Origin of the sequence: Massilia sp. CFBP9012 (assembly GCF_034045115.1) — a bacterium.
Classification (GTDB): domain Bacteria; phylum Pseudomonadota; class Gammaproteobacteria; order Burkholderiales; family Burkholderiaceae_D; genus Telluria.
Genome location: NZ_JAXCWM010000004.1, coordinates 358,575 through 372,989, shown reverse-complemented (window position 1 = coordinate 372,989; position 14,415 = coordinate 358,575). Strand labels below are relative to the sequence as shown.

Sequence of the window (14,415 nt, the reverse complement as noted above, 5' to 3'; positions counted from 1 at the left end):
GCAAAGCCGGCCGATGCCGGCTTTGTCGTTTCTTGGCTTCGCCTGATCCAGCGTCGTGTTTCGTGGGCCGTCACACCACGGCGGCGCTGAACGACTCGGGCCGCCGCGCGAGCAGATGCGACAGCCGTTGAAGACCCGCCTGCAGGCGTCCACGGTCCTTGATGCTGCCCAATGAGATGCGAATGGCATTCACGGCGTCGCTGCCCGTCGCGAATGCCTCGGCCGGCGTGACAGCGATGCCCTCGCTGTCGGCCGCACGTGCAAGCTGCGATGAGTTCCAGTACGTCGGCAGCTCGAGCCATACATGCAGGCCGTCTCCGGCGCCGCCATAGCGCCCCGCCAGGATATCGCGCGCCATCTGGTGGCGCAGGCGCGCCTCCCTGCGGACGCCTTCCATCAATCCGCCAGCCGAACCGTCGAGGATCCACTGCGTGGCCAGCGCGGCGCCCAAGGGAGCGACCATCAGCGCGAACGACCTCAGCGCCGCCAGGAAACGCTCGCGTTCCTGCGGGTCGCGCACGAGCACGAAGGCGACGCGCAGGCCGGGTGTCAGGCATTTCGATAGCGTCGAGATATACACCACTTGCTCCGGGGCGAACGCGGCGATGGGTGGTGGCGGAGCATCGGCAAGCAGCCAGTAGGGATCGTCCTCGACGATGCGCACATTGCAGCGCTGCGCGATGCTGGCGAGTTCCTTGCGCCGGCTTTCCGGCATGGTGATGGCGGTCGGGTTCTGTAGCGTGGGATTGAGATAGACCAGCCTGGGCTTGTGTCGGCGGCACGCTTGTTCGAGCATTTCGGGCATCATTCCGTGCTGGTCCGCTTCCACGGCCACGATGTGGCGGCCGAATTGGGTCGCCGCCGTGCGCAAGCCTGGATACGTCATCGGCTCCGCCAGGATGACATCGCCAGGCTCCGTCAGCGCGAGGATCGACGCGGCGATCGCCGCTTGCGCCCCCGGACAGACGACCAGCTGCCCCGAATCCAGGTGTCCAAACATCGGTTCGAGCCATGTGGCGCCGGCCTTGCGGTCGGCGTCGCTTCCTCCGCCCAGGTGGTAAGTCATCAGCAATTCACTGTCCGCCCGCATCAGGACTTGAGACAAACCCTGCTTCATCATGTCGTCGAAGTCCACGCCGGCCGGCGGCGGTGGCGTGTTCATGCTCAGGTCGAGGATCGGGTTCAGTTCGACTTTCGGCGCCGCGACGTAGGTGCCCCGGGCGCCACGACCCTCAAGCAAGTTGCGGCGTCTGGCTTCATCGTAAGCGCGCGTGATCGTCGTCAGGTCGACATCCAGCTGCGCCGCCAGCTGGCGCTGCGGCGGCAAGCGATCGCCGGGCTTGAGCGATCCATCCACCAGCGCCGCCTGCAAGGCATCGGCAATCTGCAAAAACCGGGGGCCGCCGTGCACGGCCAGGCGCGGCAACCAGATTGGCACAGATTCATCTTGTATGGATTTCAACTGGGACATTTTGTCTCGATGTATGGAGATTGCTTTCAAGTAGTATGCCTCAACGCGTCGGCACCTACGCCATACATCTACAACGACCCGAGGTAGCGTTCCTCGAGATAGTCTCAAGTCATCGCCAGGAAATACTCAAAATCATGGAATGGATCCCTATCGTCTTCGTCATATTCAAGGCACTCGTGCTTGGCACGGGCATGTTCTACGCCATCAAGTGGCATTACGACCAGGGGAAGAAAGGGAAGATCCAGGAAAGGCGCGCGGTGCTGCGCGCGGCCGGCAAGGTGGCCGCCATCTTCGTGCTCGCGCTGCTGGCCTTGGGCCTGCTCACCTACGTCATTGTCACCAGGCTCAGCCTGGACCTGGGATTGACATGACGCCGCCGGCGACCGCCGGGAATGACACACTGCCCTCCGGGTCGGCCGCCATGCGCTGAAAATCAGTGCCCGTGCTGGCGCTCGTACTCGTCCGCTTCGGCCTTGGTGGCGTGGATGATGCCGTCAGGATGTTCCGGCGGGGTGTACAGGGTGTACAGGCGCATCGGCTCGGTCTTCGAGGTATTGATGACATTGTGCTCGGTGCCGGCCGGGATCACCACGGCGACGCCGTCTTCCAGTTTGTGTTCTTCGCCGTCCAGCAGCGCCACGCCCTCGCCGGCTTCGACGCGGATGAACTGGTCGTGGCCATCATGGTGCTCGAGGCCGATCTCTTCACCCGGTTGCAGCGTCATGATGACCAGCTGGCTGCGCTTGGTGGTGTAGAGCACTTCGCGGAAGTTGTTTCCTGCAAGCGTTTTTTCTTCGATATTGATGCTATAGCCCGACATGAGATTCTCCAGGATGCTGCGCGCAGGAACAAGGCCGCGCGCGGTGGTTCACGGGCGGCCGATGCCGCTCTGTCATCGATTGTATAAGAGCCGGACGATTCATGTGCAGGGCGCCCCCGCACCCCACGAATGTCGTGTCAGCCCGCGCCAAACAGGTCGTGCGCATCGAGGATCGCCCAGGCGATCTCGGGCCGCTCAGCCAGGCGGCGCCGCACCGCGGCCGGCACCGACTGGCGCAGCTTCTTGCATAGTCCGGGACGTTCCTCGAGCACGATCACGATGCCGCGCACGGTGCGCACCTCGTTGGGGCCGGGTGCGATGCGCAGCTCGCTGCCGACGTTCTTGAGGATCAGACTCTGCACGTGCTGCAGGTCGGCATAGCTGTCGACGCGCCCGATACGCTCGATCAGCTTCTGTTCGTGCTGGCGCGTGATCAGCAGCGGCCGCTGGTCCGCCGCCGGATCGGCCAGCGCCTGTTCGCGCGCGCACACGCAGGCGCCCGGCGGGCACTCGACCCGCAGGGGCATGCCGGCAATCGTCGCCGGAGAGTGAGTTGATGCTGCGGCAGTGGTCGTCACATCAAGAAAGAAGATCGGGGATTCGGCTGATTCTACACCGGCATGCGCCACCTACCCGCGCATCAGTTCCAGCGCGTTCGGCACCGAGGCGCCCTCCGCCGTATTGTCGAAGACGCACCAGACCTTGCGTCCCTGCGCCACCAGCGCATCGAACTCGGCGCGCCAGCGTGCGATCTCCTCTTGCGGATAGCGCGAGTAATAGATGCGCGGTGTACCATGCAGGCGCACATATGCCTCGCTGTCGCTGGTGGGTTCGTGCGGTCCCGGCTGGCCTGCGGCCGGATCGGCGATCACGCGAATCACGCCGCATTCGCGCAGCAAGGCCGTGGCCGGCTCGGAAAACCAGCTGGCGTGGCGCGCCTCGAAAGCGATGCTGCAGCCAAAGCGCGCGCGCAAACCGGCGAAGAAGGCATGCGCCGGCGCGTCAGTGAAGCCGAAGCGCGGCGGCAGCTGCACCAGCAGGCAGCCCAGCTTGTGGCCCAGCATGCCGGCCTCGCGCTGGAAGCGGTCGAGCTGTTCGTCGGCCTCGATCATGCGCGCCTCGTGCGTCATGGCGCGCGGCACCTTGACGGCGAAGCGAAAATCATCCGGGACGCTCGCGGCCCAGCGCGCATAGGTTTCCGGCTTGTGCGGCTTGTAGAACGAGGAATTGATTTCCACCGTGGGAAAGACGGCGGCATAGCGTTCCAGGTGGCTGCCCTCGGCGGGGAAAGCGTCGGCGCAAGCTGTTGGCAGGCTCCAGCCGGCGCAGCCGACGAGCAGGCGCCCGGTGGATTCGGATTGAGGCATCGGACTATCGTGGTCGTGTCGTTTCCCTCATTCTATGCACGTCAGGCCGACCGCGGCGCATGGCTGGGCGGGCGACGGCTTTGCACGGCGCCGCTTACAATACCGTCATCGTTTCAGATGAAGGAGAACACCATGAGCGACCCGCTCCACGTCGTCTGTCCGCACTGCGATGCGGTCAACCGCATGCCGCAGGCGCGCCTGCTGGACGCCCCAACTTGCGGCAAATGTTCGCAAGCCATTTTTAACGGCCGCCCGCTGGACGTCGACAGCGCCCGCTTCGATCGCCACGTGGGCCGCAACGATATCCCGGTGCTGGTCGACTTCTGGGCCGAATGGTGCGGCCCGTGCAAGATGATGGCGCCGGCGTATGCCCAGGCCGCCCAGCGCATGGAGCCGAAGGTGCGCCTGCTGAAGGTCGATACCGAGCGTTCGCAGGATTTATCCGGGCGCTTCGCGATCCGCAGCATCCCGACCCTCGCGCTGTTCAAGGGCGGACGCGAGATCGCGCGCCAGTCGGGCGCCATGGATGCGGGACGGCTGATGGCATGGGTCCAGCAACATGTAGGCTGAATCCTTCATCATTCCGGCCGGCATCAATCGATACAAGCACGACCGACGCTGCTACAATGACAACAAACGGGGGCTATCCCGTCTTTCATGAGGAGCCACTATGTCGCAAGAACTGGTTTTGGAACGCGGTGTCGAGGACAACAAGCACTGGGCGCGCATCCTGTACGTCATCCACGCGCTGACCTTCTTCTTCTCGCTCGGGATGCTGTCGATCATCCCGGTGATCGTCAACTACATCAAGCGCCCCGAAACCGTGGGCACGATGGTCCACAGCCATCACACCTGGATGATCCGTTCGTTCTGGTGGTACGTGGCCTGGATGGCTGTCGGCGGCGTGCTGTTCATCACCGTCATCGGCATTCCGCTCGCCTACCTGCTCTGGTTCGTGGTCTGGGTCTGGAAAGCCTACCGCCTCGTGCGCGGCTTCCTTGACCTGAACAACAACCGGGCGATGCCGGTATAAAAACAAATGGGGCCGACCAGGCCCCATTCTCTTTTACAGCTGGCCGAAGGCCCGCTCCAGATCGGCAATCAGGTCGCCTGGCTCTTCCAGGCCGACATTAAAGCGCACCAGCACGCCGGGATCGGTCCACTTGTCGCGCAGGCTCTTGATACGGTACGGCATCACCAGACTGTTCGGTCCGCCCCAGCTGTAGCCGATGCCGAACAGGGTCAAGGCATCGACCATGCGGTCGACCTGGGCCTCGTCATAACGTGGATCGAACACGACCGAGAACAAGCCACCGGCGCCCGTGAAATCGCGTTTCCAGAAGGCGTGGCCGGGGCAATCCTCGAACGCCGGATGCAGCACCCTGCTCACCTCGGGCCGCGCCTTGAACCAGGCGGCCAGCGTCCGCGCGCTCGCGTCGTGGCGCTCGAAGCGCAGCTTCATCGTCGGCAGGCCGCGCTGCACCAGGTAGGCATCGTCCGGGCTGACGCCCATGCCCAGCCGCATATGTGCTTGCGCGATGCGGTCGTTCAGTCCACGATCGCGGGTGATCACGGCGCCCATCAGCAGGTCCGCCCCGCCCGACTGGTACTTGGTCAGCGCATGCATGACGATGTCGACGCCGTGATCGAAGCCGCGCAGCGCCAGCCCGGCCGCCCAGGTATTGTCCAGCGCGACGATCACGCCGCGCGCATGGGCCGCCTGGCACAGGGCCGGCAGGTCCGGCACTTCCATCGACACCGATCCCGGCGCCTCTGTCCATAGCAGCCTGGTGTTCGGCTGGATCAGCTCCGCGATGCCGGCGCCGATCATCGGATCGTAGTAGCGCGCGGACACGCCGTAGTCCTGGGTCAGCCAGCGTCCCAGTTCGCGGTTCGGGTTATAGACGTTATCCGGCAGCAGCACGTCGTCGCCGCTCTTGAGCAAGGCGAAATCGACCATCGCGATCGCCGCCAGGCCGGAAGGCGTCAGCAGGCAATGCTTGCCGCCTTCGATCTCGGCCAGCTTGCCTTCGAGGGTGAACGTGGTCGGCGTGCCGTGCAGGCCATAGGTATAGGCTTGCTTGTCGCGCCACTCGGTCGAGCGCATCGCGGCGGTGTTCGGGAACAGCACCGTCGATGCGCGGTGGATGCCGGGCGGGAAGGCATCGAAACCGCTCGGCGCGACGTAGTCGCTATGGACCAGGGTGGTCTGGATCGACTTCTCGTTCATGGGACTCGCGCGCCGGAGGTTAGTGGAAATACTTCAGACCGGGTTGGCCCACAGGTCGTGGGCGTCGGCCTTGGTAATGACCACGTCGGCGAACTGGCCGACCGCCAGCTTCTGCTTGCCCGGCACCAGCGGACGCTTGATGTGGACCACGCCGTCGATTTCGGGCGCATCGGCGCTTGATCTGCCGATGGCTTCGCGCGGGCCGACTTCGTCGATCAGCACGCGCACGGTCTTGCCGACCTTGGCCTGCAGGCGCTTGGCCGAGATTTCCTCTTGCAGCAGCATCACGCGCGCGCGGCGTTCTTCGCGCACTTCTTCCGGCACCGGATTGGCCAGCTCGTTGGCGGTCGCGCCCTCGACCGGCGAATAGGCGAAGCAGCCCAGGCGGTCGATCTGCGCTTCCTTCAGGAAGTCGAGCAGGTATTCGAATTCGGCCTCGGTCTCGCCCGGGAAACCGGCAATAAAAGTAGAGCGGATCGTCAGATCCGGGTTCATCTTGCGCCAGTTGAGGATGCGCTCGAGGTTCTTCTCGCCGCTGGCCGGGCGCTTCATACGCTTCAACACATCCGGGTGCGCGTGCTGCATCGGGATGTCGAGGTAAGGCAGCACGTGGCCGTCGCCCATGAACGGGATCGCATGGTCGACGTGCGGGTAGGGATAGACGTAGTGCAGGCGCACCCATGCATCGTACTGGCGCGCCAGCTGGCCCAGGGCCTCGACCAGCTGCGTCATGTGGGTCTTGATCGGACGGCCGTTCCAGAAGCCGGTGCGGAACTTGACGTCGACGCCGTAAGCGGACGTGTCCTGCGAGATCACCAGCAGTTCCTTGACGCCGGCCTTGAACAGGTTCTCGGCCTCGATCAGCACTTCGTCGATGCGGCGCGACACCAGGTCGCCGCGCATCGACGGGATGATGCAGAAGCTGCAGCGGTGGTTGCAGCCTTCGGAAATCTTCAGGTAGGCGTAGTGCTTGGGCGTGAGCTTGACGCCGTGGTCCGGCACCAGGTCGATGAACGGATCGTGCGGCTTCGGCAGGTGCAGATGCACCGATTCCATCACCTCGGTCACGGCGTGCGGGCCGGTCACGGCCAGCACCTTCGGGTGCACCTTGGTGATGATGTCGTCGCCCGCGGCATCCTTCTTGGCGCCCAGGCAGCCGGTGACGATCACTTTGCCGTTCTCGGCCAGCGCTTCGCCGATCGCGTCGAGCGACTCCTGCACCGCGGCGTCGATGAAGCCGCAGGTATTGACGATCACCAGGTCGGCGCCGTCATAGGACGATGCGGTCTGGTAGCCTTCGGCGCGCAGCTGGGTCAGGATCTGTTCCGAATCGACCAGCGCCTTCGGGCAGCCGAGCGAGACGAAGCCGACCTTCGGCGCGGTCAGGCCTGCGGCCGGCGTCGGAATGACGATGGCTGGGGCCTTGGCGGCGGCGGCGATGCTGCCGGAGTTGGCGGAAGGATTACGACGGAGTTCAGGCATGGGCGGACGACAAATGATTTGGGCAATCCGCGATTGTACCTGAAGCGGGTGTGATGGTGGGACCGCTAGCAACCCCACGTCGTTCCCGCCCTCGCCGGGCGCCTTGGCGGGAACCCAAGTCTGTTGCGTAGTGGCTTCGTCGGCCGTAGTCACTGTGCCAAGAAACTTGGATTCCCGCCTGCGCGCACTAGCGTCCGGAATATTTATACGCAACGTATGCATCGTCATCCCCGCGGAGGCGGGGATCCAAGTGAAGTCACAGAATGTTCATGCTCTTGCGTGACCCGAACGTTCATCGGAGGTCGATTTTTAGGCCACTGGCCGTGCACACTTGGGTTCCCGCCTGCGCGGGAACGACGTGCTGAGGCTGGTGACGATGGTCGCGCAGGCGGTGTGCGCGACGAGCTTATTTCTTGTCGGTCGGATTGGTCGGCATGCCCGGGAACGGGAAAGCGCCGAACATCGCCTTGCTCTGGTTCTGCATCTGCTCCTGCATCTGCATGAACAGGTTCTTGCTCTGGTCGATGTAGTTGTTCATCATGCCCTGCATCATCGGGCCCTGGACGTTCATGAACTGGGTCCACATTTCGGGGCTGAACGGCTTGCCTTCGATGGCTCCGGCGGCGTTGCTGGTGAATTTATTCTGGATGTCGGTGAAAGCCTGGACGTTCTTTTCCAGGTAGGATCCCATCATGCCCTGCATCGCGTGGCCGTAATAACGGATGATCTGGGCCAGGACGACACTCGAGAACATCGGCGCGCCGTTCGCTTCTTCTTCGAGAATAATTTGCAACAGAATGCTGCGGGTCAGGTCCTCGTTGCTCTTGGCATCGACCACGGTAAACTCATCGGCGTCGAGCACAAGCTGTTTGACGTCGGACAGCGTAATGTATGAACTGGTCTGCGTGTCGTACAGGCGACGGTTCGGGTATTTCTTGATCAGGCGTTCCGTACTTTTCTTCACACTGCTCATCTCTCGTTCCATAGGTTGCGCCGCGGCTTCGTGAGCCTCGTACTTAGAATTGTGTGCGCCGGCATGGCCGGTTCGTCTCCTGCCCATCCGCCACCAGGTCGACAGTAGACGGACAGCAGACACCATACCATGCAATTGACGCAGGTGCAGCAATTACCAGTTTGCCTACTACCCTAGCTTTTCTGTCAATTAAACGCACTGCCGTTCAGTCGCCCCGCGCCTTGACGTAGCGTCCAGGCGCCGGTTCCAGCGCCGCATATTGCGCATTACCAGGCGTCTCGGGCGCCGGCACATCGGCACCGCCATGCTGCGCCAGGAACTTTGCCCATTCCGACCACCAGCTCCCCTTGTGCTCGACCGCGCCGTCGAACCAGGCGCCATCGTCCTTCGGACGCGACTTGCCACCCTTATCGTTGACCCAATAGCTGCGCTTGTTCTTCGCCGCAGGATTGATGACGCCGGCGATGTGGCCCGAAGCGCCCAGCACGAACCGGTTCGCCTTCGCATTCTTCGGGTTAAGCAGCCCCATCGAGGCATAGGCCGCCTGCCATGGCACGATATGATCTTCCTTCGAGCCGTACATGAACACCGGCGCGTCGATCTTGCCCAGGTCGACCGGCACGCCGCACACCGTCAGCGCGCCCGGGTTCTTCAGCTTGTTCTCGAGGTAGGTATTGCGCAGGTACCAGCAGAACATCGGTCCTGGCAAGTTGGTGCTGTCGGCATTCCAGTACAACAAGTCGAAAGCCGGCGGCTCCTTGCCCTTCAAATAGTTTTGCTGAACATAGTTCCATACCAGGTCGTTTGGACGCAGGGCCGAGAAGGTCGTCGCCAGGTCGCGCCCCGCCATCAGGCCGCCGCCGCCCAGCGTCTGCTCGCGCAGCGCCACCTGGGCCTCGTCGACAAACACTTCGAGCACGCCGGCATCGGAAAAGTCGAGCAAGGTCGTCAGCAGCGTCAGGCTGGCCGCCGGCTGACGGCCACGCGCGGCCAATACCGCCAGCGCGGTGGCGGCGATCGTGCCGCCGACACAGAAGCCGAACACATGGGCTTTCTCTTGCCCGGTGATCTCACCCACCACCTCCAGCGCGCGGATCGCGCCCGTCTCGACGTAATCGTCCCAGCGCAGGTTCGCCTGGCTGCGGTCCGGATTGCGCCAGGACACCATGAACACGGTATTGCCCTGCTCCACCGCGTAGCGCACCAGCGAATTCTCGGGCTGCAGGTCGAGAATGTAGAACTTGTTGATGCAGGGCGGGATCATCAGCAGCGGCACGCTGTGCACGGTCGGCGTGGCCGGCGTGTACTGGATCAGCTGGAACAATTCGTTCTCGAACACCACCTGGCCCGGCGTGTTGCCGACGTTGCGGCCGACCTCGAAGGCGGATTCATCCGATTGCGAGATGCGACCCTTCTGCAGGTCGGCCAGCATATTCGCCATGCCCTTGGTCAGACTCTCGCCCTTGGTGTCGATCATTTTCTTTTGCGCTTCTGGATTCGTCGCGAAGAAATTGGCGGGCGACATGGCGTCAACCATTTGCTGCACCGCGAAACGGATCTTCTGGCGCTCGCGTGGGCCGGCGTCGACCGCATCGGCCATGGCCAACAGGAATTCGGAGTTCAGCAGGTAGGAGGCGGCCGAGAAGGCCGACATCGGGTGCGCCGTCCATTCCGAGGCCGAGAAGCGCCTGTCATGCAGCACGGGCGTCTTGCCCGATACAAAATCCTGCCAGAGCTGGGCGCCCTTTTTGAGGTAGTCGTCGCGGATCGACTCCAGCTTGCCCGGATCGATGCCGGCGCCAATATCTTTCAGGAAGCCGGCCAGCGGGTTGGCGGATGCGGGCGGCGGGGTCATAGGCGCCATCTTCATCCAACCGTCCCAGGCCTTGGGATCGGTGAACTGGGACAACCAGGTTGCGGCAAAAGCTTGCGGGTCAGGCATGTTCATGTAGGCATCCGTTGTTAGAATCTCGTCTCTTCAACCAGGAAACAAAACATCATGTGGATCGTCGCCATCGCTTGGATTTATGTCGTCGTGCTCATGGCGGCGACCGAACCGACCGTGGTCGGCGGGATCATGACCTTCGTTTTTTATTGCGCAGTACCATTATCCATTCTTTTCTATCTCACTGGCGCAAAGCGGCGTCGGCAGCGTCGGCAGATGGCAATGGGAGGGCAAGACCAGGGCCGAGACAAACCCGGAAACAAGGATGCGGCTGGGGATGCCACCGAAGCGTCCCATGGGGACGGCGACGGCGACTGAGCAGTATCAACCAGGATGCTGGCCGGTCACTTGATCCAGATCAAGCTGGCCTGACGGCCGGTGACGCCATCACGGCGGTAGGAATAGAAGCGCTCGGGTGCGCTGGCGGTGCACAGGCCGCCGCCATGGACGCGTTCGACGCCGTCGCGCGCCAGCATCAGGCGCGCCAGGGTGAACATATCGGCCAGGAATTTTCCCGGACGGCCAGGATAGTCACGGAAGCAGGCCCGTGCGGCCGCTCCCGGGATGGCTGCCACGAAGGCGTCGACCACGTCCTGCCCCACCTCGAAGGCGTCGGGTCCGATGGCCGGCCCCATCCAGGCGGTGATCTCACCGGCGCCGGCCGCGCGCATGGCATCGACGGTCGCGCCCAGCACCCCACCAGCCAGGCCGCGCCAGCCGGCGTGGGCCGCCCCCACCACCTTGCCGTCGAGGTCGGCGAACAGCACCGGCAGGCAGTCGGCAGTCAGGATGGCGCACACGACGCCCGCTGCCGTGGCCATGCTGGCGTCGCCGGTACACACCGGCCGGTCCGGCCCCACCGCCGCGGCGTCGACCACGTCGGCGCCATGCACCTGGGCGATCCAGGCCGGGCGGCCCGGCAACCAGGCTTGCAGGCGCTCGCGGTTGGCGCGCACCGCCTCCGGGTCGTCGTTGACGTGCAGGCCCAGGTTCAGCCCACCGGCACCCTTGCCGTCGTCATACGGCGCGGCGCTGACGCCGCCATCGCGGCTGGTGGCCAGCGCGCCGATCGAGGCCGGCAGGTCGGGCCAGTCAGGCCAGACCAGGTCGGCGGCGGTCAGGCCTTGCGTCATACGCGGTAGGTGACGACGCCGTCGTCGTCATCCTCGTCGTCGAATTTGCCAGCAGAATCGCTACCGAATCCGTCATCCTGCGGCTCTTCGATGCCCGCCTGCGCAATCAGCGCGGCGAAATCGTCGGCCAGCGGCACCGTCCATTCGCATTGTTCGCCAGTACCCGGATGCACCAGGCCGAGGCGGCGCGCCTGCAGCGCCTGGCGGTGGAAAACCGGCGTCAGGTGGCGCTTGCCATAGACGGCGTCACCCACCAGGGCGAAGCCCAGCGATTGCATGTGGACGCGGATCTGGTGGGTGCGGCCGGTTTCCAGGCGGCAGCGCACCAGCGACACCGGACGGCGATCGAGCTCGCCGCTGACGACGCGCTCGTAATGGGTGATCGCCGGCTTGGCGAACGGGCTGTTCGAGACCGCCATCTTGACGCGGTCTTTCGCATCGCGGCCCATCGGGCTGTCGATGGTGCCCGAGGCGCGCGGCGTGCCCCACACCAGCGCGAAGTACTCGCGCTTGACGGTGCGCGCCTGCAGCTGGCGCACCAGGTCGGTCTGGGCGGCCAGGGTCTTGCCGACCACCATCAGGCCGCTGGTGTCCTTGTCCAGGCGGTGCACGATGCCGGCGCGCGGCACGCCCACCAGTTGCGGGCAGTGGTGCAGCAGGCCGTTGAGCAGCGTGCCGCTCCAGTTGCCCGAACCGGGATGCACGACCAGGCCGGCCGGCTTGTTGACGACGATGATGTCGTCGTCCTCGTGGACGATGTTCAGGTCCATCGCTTCCGGCGTGAACGCCGTGTCTTCAGGCGCGGCCTGCGGTTCGACGACGATCGTCTCGTCGCCATAGGCCGTGTCCTTGCCGCGCGCCGGTTTGCCGTCAACCGTGATGTGGCCGCTTTCAAACCATTGCTGCAGGCGGCTGCGCGAGAACTGGGGCACGAGGCCGGCAACCACCTTGTCGAGGCGCTGGCCGCAGTGTTCCTCTTGCAGCGCGAGCGTCATCGGCGACAGGTCGATGCCGGGCACGGGGGCGAACCCGGCCTCCAGTTCATCGTCAAAGTCAGGGTCAATAGGTAAATCCGCCGAATCCGGCGCAGGAGTTAATATCACGTCAGTCCCATCGGCTATAATCAGCCGTTCGTTGAATCTAGGTAAAACTTCTCTGCAAAAAGCTATGCAAAAAAAATTGTCTGTGTTGGTCGCAACTTGCGCCCTCGTCGGCCTCTCGGCATGCAGTGTTCTGCCGAAGCCTACCGACGAATCCAAAAACTGGTCGGCGGAGAAATTATACGCTGAGGCGCGCGAGGAGATGGCCGGCGGGCACTACGAAGCCGCAATTCCCTTGTTCCAGCGGCTCGAAACCAACTTCCCGTTTGGCGTCTATGCAACGCAGGCGCAGATGGAGATCGCCTACGCCCACTACAAGGCGCAGGATCAGGCCGAGGCCCTGGCCGCCGTCGAGCGCTTCATCAAGCTGCACCCGAACCACGCCCAGGTCGACTATATGTACTACCTGCGTGGCCTGATCAACTTCAATGACCAGCTGGGCTTCTTCAGCTTCGTCTATGAACAAGACCCGACCGAGCGCGATCCGCGCGCGACGCGCGAAGCGTTCGCCGCCTTCAAGGCCCTGGTCGACAAATTCCCGAACAGCAAATATGCGCAAGACTCGATCGAGCGCATGAGCTACCTGATCAACGCGATGGCGCAGTACGAAGTGCACGTGGCAAATTACTACTATCGCCGCGGCGCCTACCTGGCGGCGCTCAATCGCGCACAGGACGCGGTCGCCAACTACAGCGACGCACCGGCACGCGAAGAAGCGCTGTTCATCATGATCCGCAGCTACGACAAGCTCGGCATGCCGCTGCTGCGCGACGATACCCAGCGCGTGTTCCTGCTGAACTATCCGGACAGCTACTTCCTCAACCCGAATGCGCGAGGCAACGCCGCCTGGTGGAAGTTCTGGGCCAAGAATGACGTGCGTCCAAGCCCGAACCTGAGCGCCGATGCGCCTTGGTGGAAATTCTGGGCCAAGAGCGGGCCACGGCCTTCGCCGAAGGATGCGGTGGAATAAGGGAGTGGGCTGTTCTTGTTGACTTGGGTTCCCGCCTGTGCGGGAACGACGTGCTGGTAGTGTTCAGCCGTCGCGACTTTTATCACGCGACCGTTGAACGTCGTTCCCGCGCAGGCGGGAACCCAAGGCTAGAAGATCAGCACACGACCTAAGCCTCCACGCGACGGCGAAACACCCAACTGTGTTCGCCCGAGACGTTCGCATCGTAAGCATACCCGTCAACATCAAACTCCTTGAGCTGTTCAGGATCGGTAATGCCCTTGTCGGTCGCATAGCGCGCCATCATGCCGCGGGCGCGCTTGGCGAAGAACGAAATGATCTTGTACTGGCCGTTTTTCCAATCCTGGAACACCGGCTCGATCACCGGCGCATCCAGCAGCTTCGGCTTGACCGACCTGAAGTACTCGGTCGAGGCCAGGTTGACCAGCGCCGTAGATTTGCTCTCGGCCAGCTGGCGGTTCAGCGCCTGGGTGATGGTCTCGCCCCAGAACGCATATAAATCCTTGCCGCGCGCGTTCGCCAGTTTGGTGCCCATCTCGAGGCGGTAGGGATGCATCCGGTCCAGCGGACGCAGCAGGCCATACAGGCCCGACAGGATCCGCACGTGGCGCTGTGCGTATTTCAGCCCTTGCGCGTCCAGGCTCGGGGCGTCGAGGCCGGTATATACGTCACCGTTGAAGGACATGACTGCCGGACGCGCCTCGGCATGGTCGGGCTGCCAGTGGGCGTAGCGGCCGACGTTCAGCACCGAGAGCGCATCCGACAGGTCCATCAGCTGGCTGATCCGGGCCGGCGAATAATCGCGCAGCACCTCGATTAGTTCCGCGGCCTGCGGAATGAAGTCGGGCGTAGTATGTTGCTTGGTGGTCAGGGGCGATTCGAGATCGAGCGACTTGGCGGGGGACAGGACAATCAGCATGAACG

The 14,415-nt window shown here is 63.7% G+C and carries 16 protein-coding genes; 5 read left to right on the top strand and 11 right to left on the bottom strand.

The features are described from left to right. Nucleotides 1-70 precede the first annotated feature (70 nt). Nucleotides 71-1,471 (bottom strand): aminotransferase-like domain-containing protein, encoded by a 1,401-nt coding sequence (locus SOM61_RS08910; RefSeq protein ID WP_320473750.1) that lies wholly within the window; start codon nt 1,469-1,471, stop codon nt 71-73. 134 nt (nt 1,472-1,605) lie between these two features. Between SOM61_RS08910 and SOM61_RS08905 the strand changes: the two genes are divergently transcribed. Next, nucleotides 1,606-1,842, top strand: a complete 237-nt coding sequence (locus tag SOM61_RS08905; RefSeq protein ID WP_147934523.1) for a hypothetical protein — start codon at nt 1,606-1,608, stop codon at nt 1,840-1,842. Nucleotides 1,843-1,904: 62 nt separating this feature from the next. Here SOM61_RS08905 and SOM61_RS08900 read toward each other — a convergent pair whose 3' ends face one another. The 3 genes from SOM61_RS08900 to SOM61_RS08890 form a co-directional block, all read right to left on the bottom strand. Continuing rightward, nucleotides 1,905-2,291 carry a cupin domain-containing protein gene (locus tag SOM61_RS08900; protein WP_005670194.1) on the bottom strand — a complete coding sequence of 129 codons (387 nt, stop codon included), beginning with the start codon at nt 2,289-2,291 and terminating at the stop codon, nt 1,905-1,907. Nucleotides 2,292-2,428: 137 nt separating this feature from the next. Next, a complete protein-coding gene (locus tag SOM61_RS08895; RefSeq protein WP_320473749.1) occupies nt 2,429-2,818 on the bottom strand; it encodes a hypothetical protein in 390 nt (129 codons plus the stop codon). Between the two features lie 102 nt (nt 2,819-2,920). Next, nucleotides 2,921-3,658 (bottom strand): DUF72 domain-containing protein, encoded by a 738-nt coding sequence (locus SOM61_RS08890; RefSeq protein ID WP_320473748.1) that lies wholly within the window; start codon nt 3,656-3,658, stop codon nt 2,921-2,923. Nucleotides 3,659-3,790: 132 nt separating this feature from the next. Here SOM61_RS08890 and trxC point away from each other — a divergent pair, with 132 nt between their 5' ends. Continuing rightward, nucleotides 3,791-4,228, top strand: a complete 438-nt coding sequence (gene trxC / locus SOM61_RS08885) for a thioredoxin TrxC (RefSeq protein ID WP_320473747.1) — start codon at nt 3,791-3,793, stop codon at nt 4,226-4,228. 100 nt (nt 4,229-4,328) lie between these two features. After that, entirely contained in the window at nt 4,329-4,691 is a 363-nt protein-coding gene (locus SOM61_RS08880; RefSeq protein ID WP_320473746.1) for a DUF4870 family protein, read from the top strand. Between the two features lie 33 nt (nt 4,692-4,724). Here the strand turns inward: SOM61_RS08880 and SOM61_RS08875 are convergent, their stop codons facing one another. The 4 genes from SOM61_RS08875 to phaC all read right to left on the bottom strand — a co-directional run bounded on the left by SOM61_RS08875 (nt 4,725) and on the right by phaC (nt 10,291). Then, a complete protein-coding gene (locus SOM61_RS08875; RefSeq protein WP_320473745.1) occupies nt 4,725-5,888 on the bottom strand; it encodes a cystathionine beta-lyase in 1,164 nt (387 codons plus the stop codon). Nucleotides 5,889-5,921: 33 nt separating this feature from the next. Next, on the bottom strand, nt 5,922-7,370 hold the full coding sequence (gene rimO, locus SOM61_RS08870; protein ID WP_320473744.1) for a 30S ribosomal protein S12 methylthiotransferase RimO: 1,449 nt from the start codon (nt 7,368-7,370) through the stop codon (nt 5,922-5,924). A gap of 406 nt (nt 7,371-7,776) precedes the next feature. Next, the gene (gene phaR, locus SOM61_RS08865; protein WP_320473743.1) at nt 7,777-8,343 is read right to left on the bottom strand and encodes a polyhydroxyalkanoate synthesis repressor PhaR; all 567 of its coding nucleotides are present in this window, start codon (nt 8,341-8,343) and stop codon (nt 7,777-7,779) included. Nucleotides 8,344-8,548: 205 nt separating this feature from the next. After that, nucleotides 8,549-10,291: a class I poly(R)-hydroxyalkanoic acid synthase gene (phaC, locus tag SOM61_RS08860; protein WP_320473742.1), complete on the bottom strand. Its 1,743-nt coding sequence runs from the start codon at nt 10,289-10,291 to the stop codon at nt 8,549-8,551. Between the two features lie 51 nt (nt 10,292-10,342). On the opposite strand from phaC, the gene SOM61_RS08855 reads away from it, so the two are divergent. After that, nucleotides 10,343-10,606 (top strand): hypothetical protein, encoded by a 264-nt coding sequence (locus SOM61_RS08855; RefSeq protein WP_320473741.1) that lies wholly within the window; start codon nt 10,343-10,345, stop codon nt 10,604-10,606. Nucleotides 10,607-10,632: 26 nt separating this feature from the next. Here SOM61_RS08855 and pgeF read toward each other — a convergent pair whose 3' ends face one another. Next, nucleotides 10,633-11,421 (bottom strand): peptidoglycan editing factor PgeF, encoded by a 789-nt coding sequence (pgeF, locus tag SOM61_RS08850; protein WP_320473740.1) that lies wholly within the window; start codon nt 11,419-11,421, stop codon nt 10,633-10,635. Continuing rightward, nucleotides 11,418-12,524: an RluA family pseudouridine synthase gene (locus tag SOM61_RS08845; RefSeq protein ID WP_414674952.1), complete on the bottom strand. Its 1,107-nt coding sequence runs from the start codon at nt 12,522-12,524 to the stop codon at nt 11,418-11,420. The genes pgeF and SOM61_RS08845 overlap by 4 nt, the downstream gene beginning before the upstream one ends. 64 nt (nt 12,525-12,588) lie before the next feature. Between SOM61_RS08845 and SOM61_RS08840 the strand changes: the two genes are divergently transcribed. Further along, nucleotides 12,589-13,491, top strand: coding sequence for an outer membrane protein assembly factor BamD (locus SOM61_RS08840; protein WP_320473738.1), 903 nt, complete (start codon nt 12,589-12,591; stop codon nt 13,489-13,491). A 148-nt stretch (nt 13,492-13,639) separates the two neighbouring features. Here the strand turns inward: SOM61_RS08840 and yaaA are convergent, their stop codons facing one another. Then, complete coding sequence (yaaA, locus tag SOM61_RS08835; RefSeq protein ID WP_320473737.1) at nt 13,640-14,410, bottom strand: peroxide stress protein YaaA; 771 nt, start codon at nt 14,408-14,410, stop codon at nt 13,640-13,642. Nucleotides 14,411-14,415: the final 5 nt, after the last annotated feature.

Bases quoted from the DNA above. Each gene is read 5' to 3' on its own strand.
- rimO (WP_320473744.1), bottom strand. From the start codon at position 7,370: ATGCCTGAACTCCGTCGTAATCCTTCCGCCAACTCCGGCAGCATCGCC.
- SOM61_RS08890 (WP_320473748.1), bottom strand. From the start codon at position 3,658: ATGCCTCAATCCGAATCCACCGGGCGCCTGCTCGTCGGCTGCGCCGGC.
- SOM61_RS08855 (WP_320473741.1), top strand. From the start codon at position 10,343: ATGTGGATCGTCGCCATCGCTTGGATTTATGTCGTCGTGCTCATGGCG.
- SOM61_RS08910 (WP_320473750.1), bottom strand. From the start codon at position 1,471: ATGTCCCAGTTGAAATCCATACAAGATGAATCTGTGCCAATCTGGTTG.
- phaC (WP_320473742.1), bottom strand. From the start codon at position 10,291: ATGAACATGCCTGACCCGCAAGCTTTTGCCGCAACCTGGTTGTCCCAG.
- yaaA (WP_320473737.1), bottom strand. From the start codon at position 14,410: ATGCTGATTGTCCTGTCCCCCGCCAAGTCGCTCGATCTCGAATCGCCC.
- trxC (WP_320473747.1), top strand. From the start codon at position 3,791: ATGAGCGACCCGCTCCACGTCGTCTGTCCGCACTGCGATGCGGTCAAC.
- SOM61_RS08880 (WP_320473746.1), top strand. From the start codon at position 4,329: ATGTCGCAAGAACTGGTTTTGGAACGCGGTGTCGAGGACAACAAGCAC.
- SOM61_RS08900 (WP_005670194.1), bottom strand. From the start codon at position 2,291: ATGTCGGGCTATAGCATCAATATCGAAGAAAAAACGCTTGCAGGAAAC.
- phaR (WP_320473743.1), bottom strand. From the start codon at position 8,343: ATGAGCAGTGTGAAGAAAAGTACGGAACGCCTGATCAAGAAATACCCG.
- pgeF (WP_320473740.1), bottom strand. From the start codon at position 11,421: ATGACGCAAGGCCTGACCGCCGCCGACCTGGTCTGGCCTGACTGGCCC.
- SOM61_RS08875 (WP_320473745.1), bottom strand. From the start codon at position 5,888: ATGAACGAGAAGTCGATCCAGACCACCCTGGTCCATAGCGACTACGTC.
- SOM61_RS08895 (WP_320473749.1), bottom strand. From the start codon at position 2,818: ATGCCCCTGCGGGTCGAGTGCCCGCCGGGCGCCTGCGTGTGCGCGCGC.
- SOM61_RS08905 (WP_147934523.1), top strand. From the start codon at position 1,606: ATGGAATGGATCCCTATCGTCTTCGTCATATTCAAGGCACTCGTGCTT.
- SOM61_RS08840 (WP_320473738.1), top strand. From the start codon at position 12,589: ATGCAAAAAAAATTGTCTGTGTTGGTCGCAACTTGCGCCCTCGTCGGC.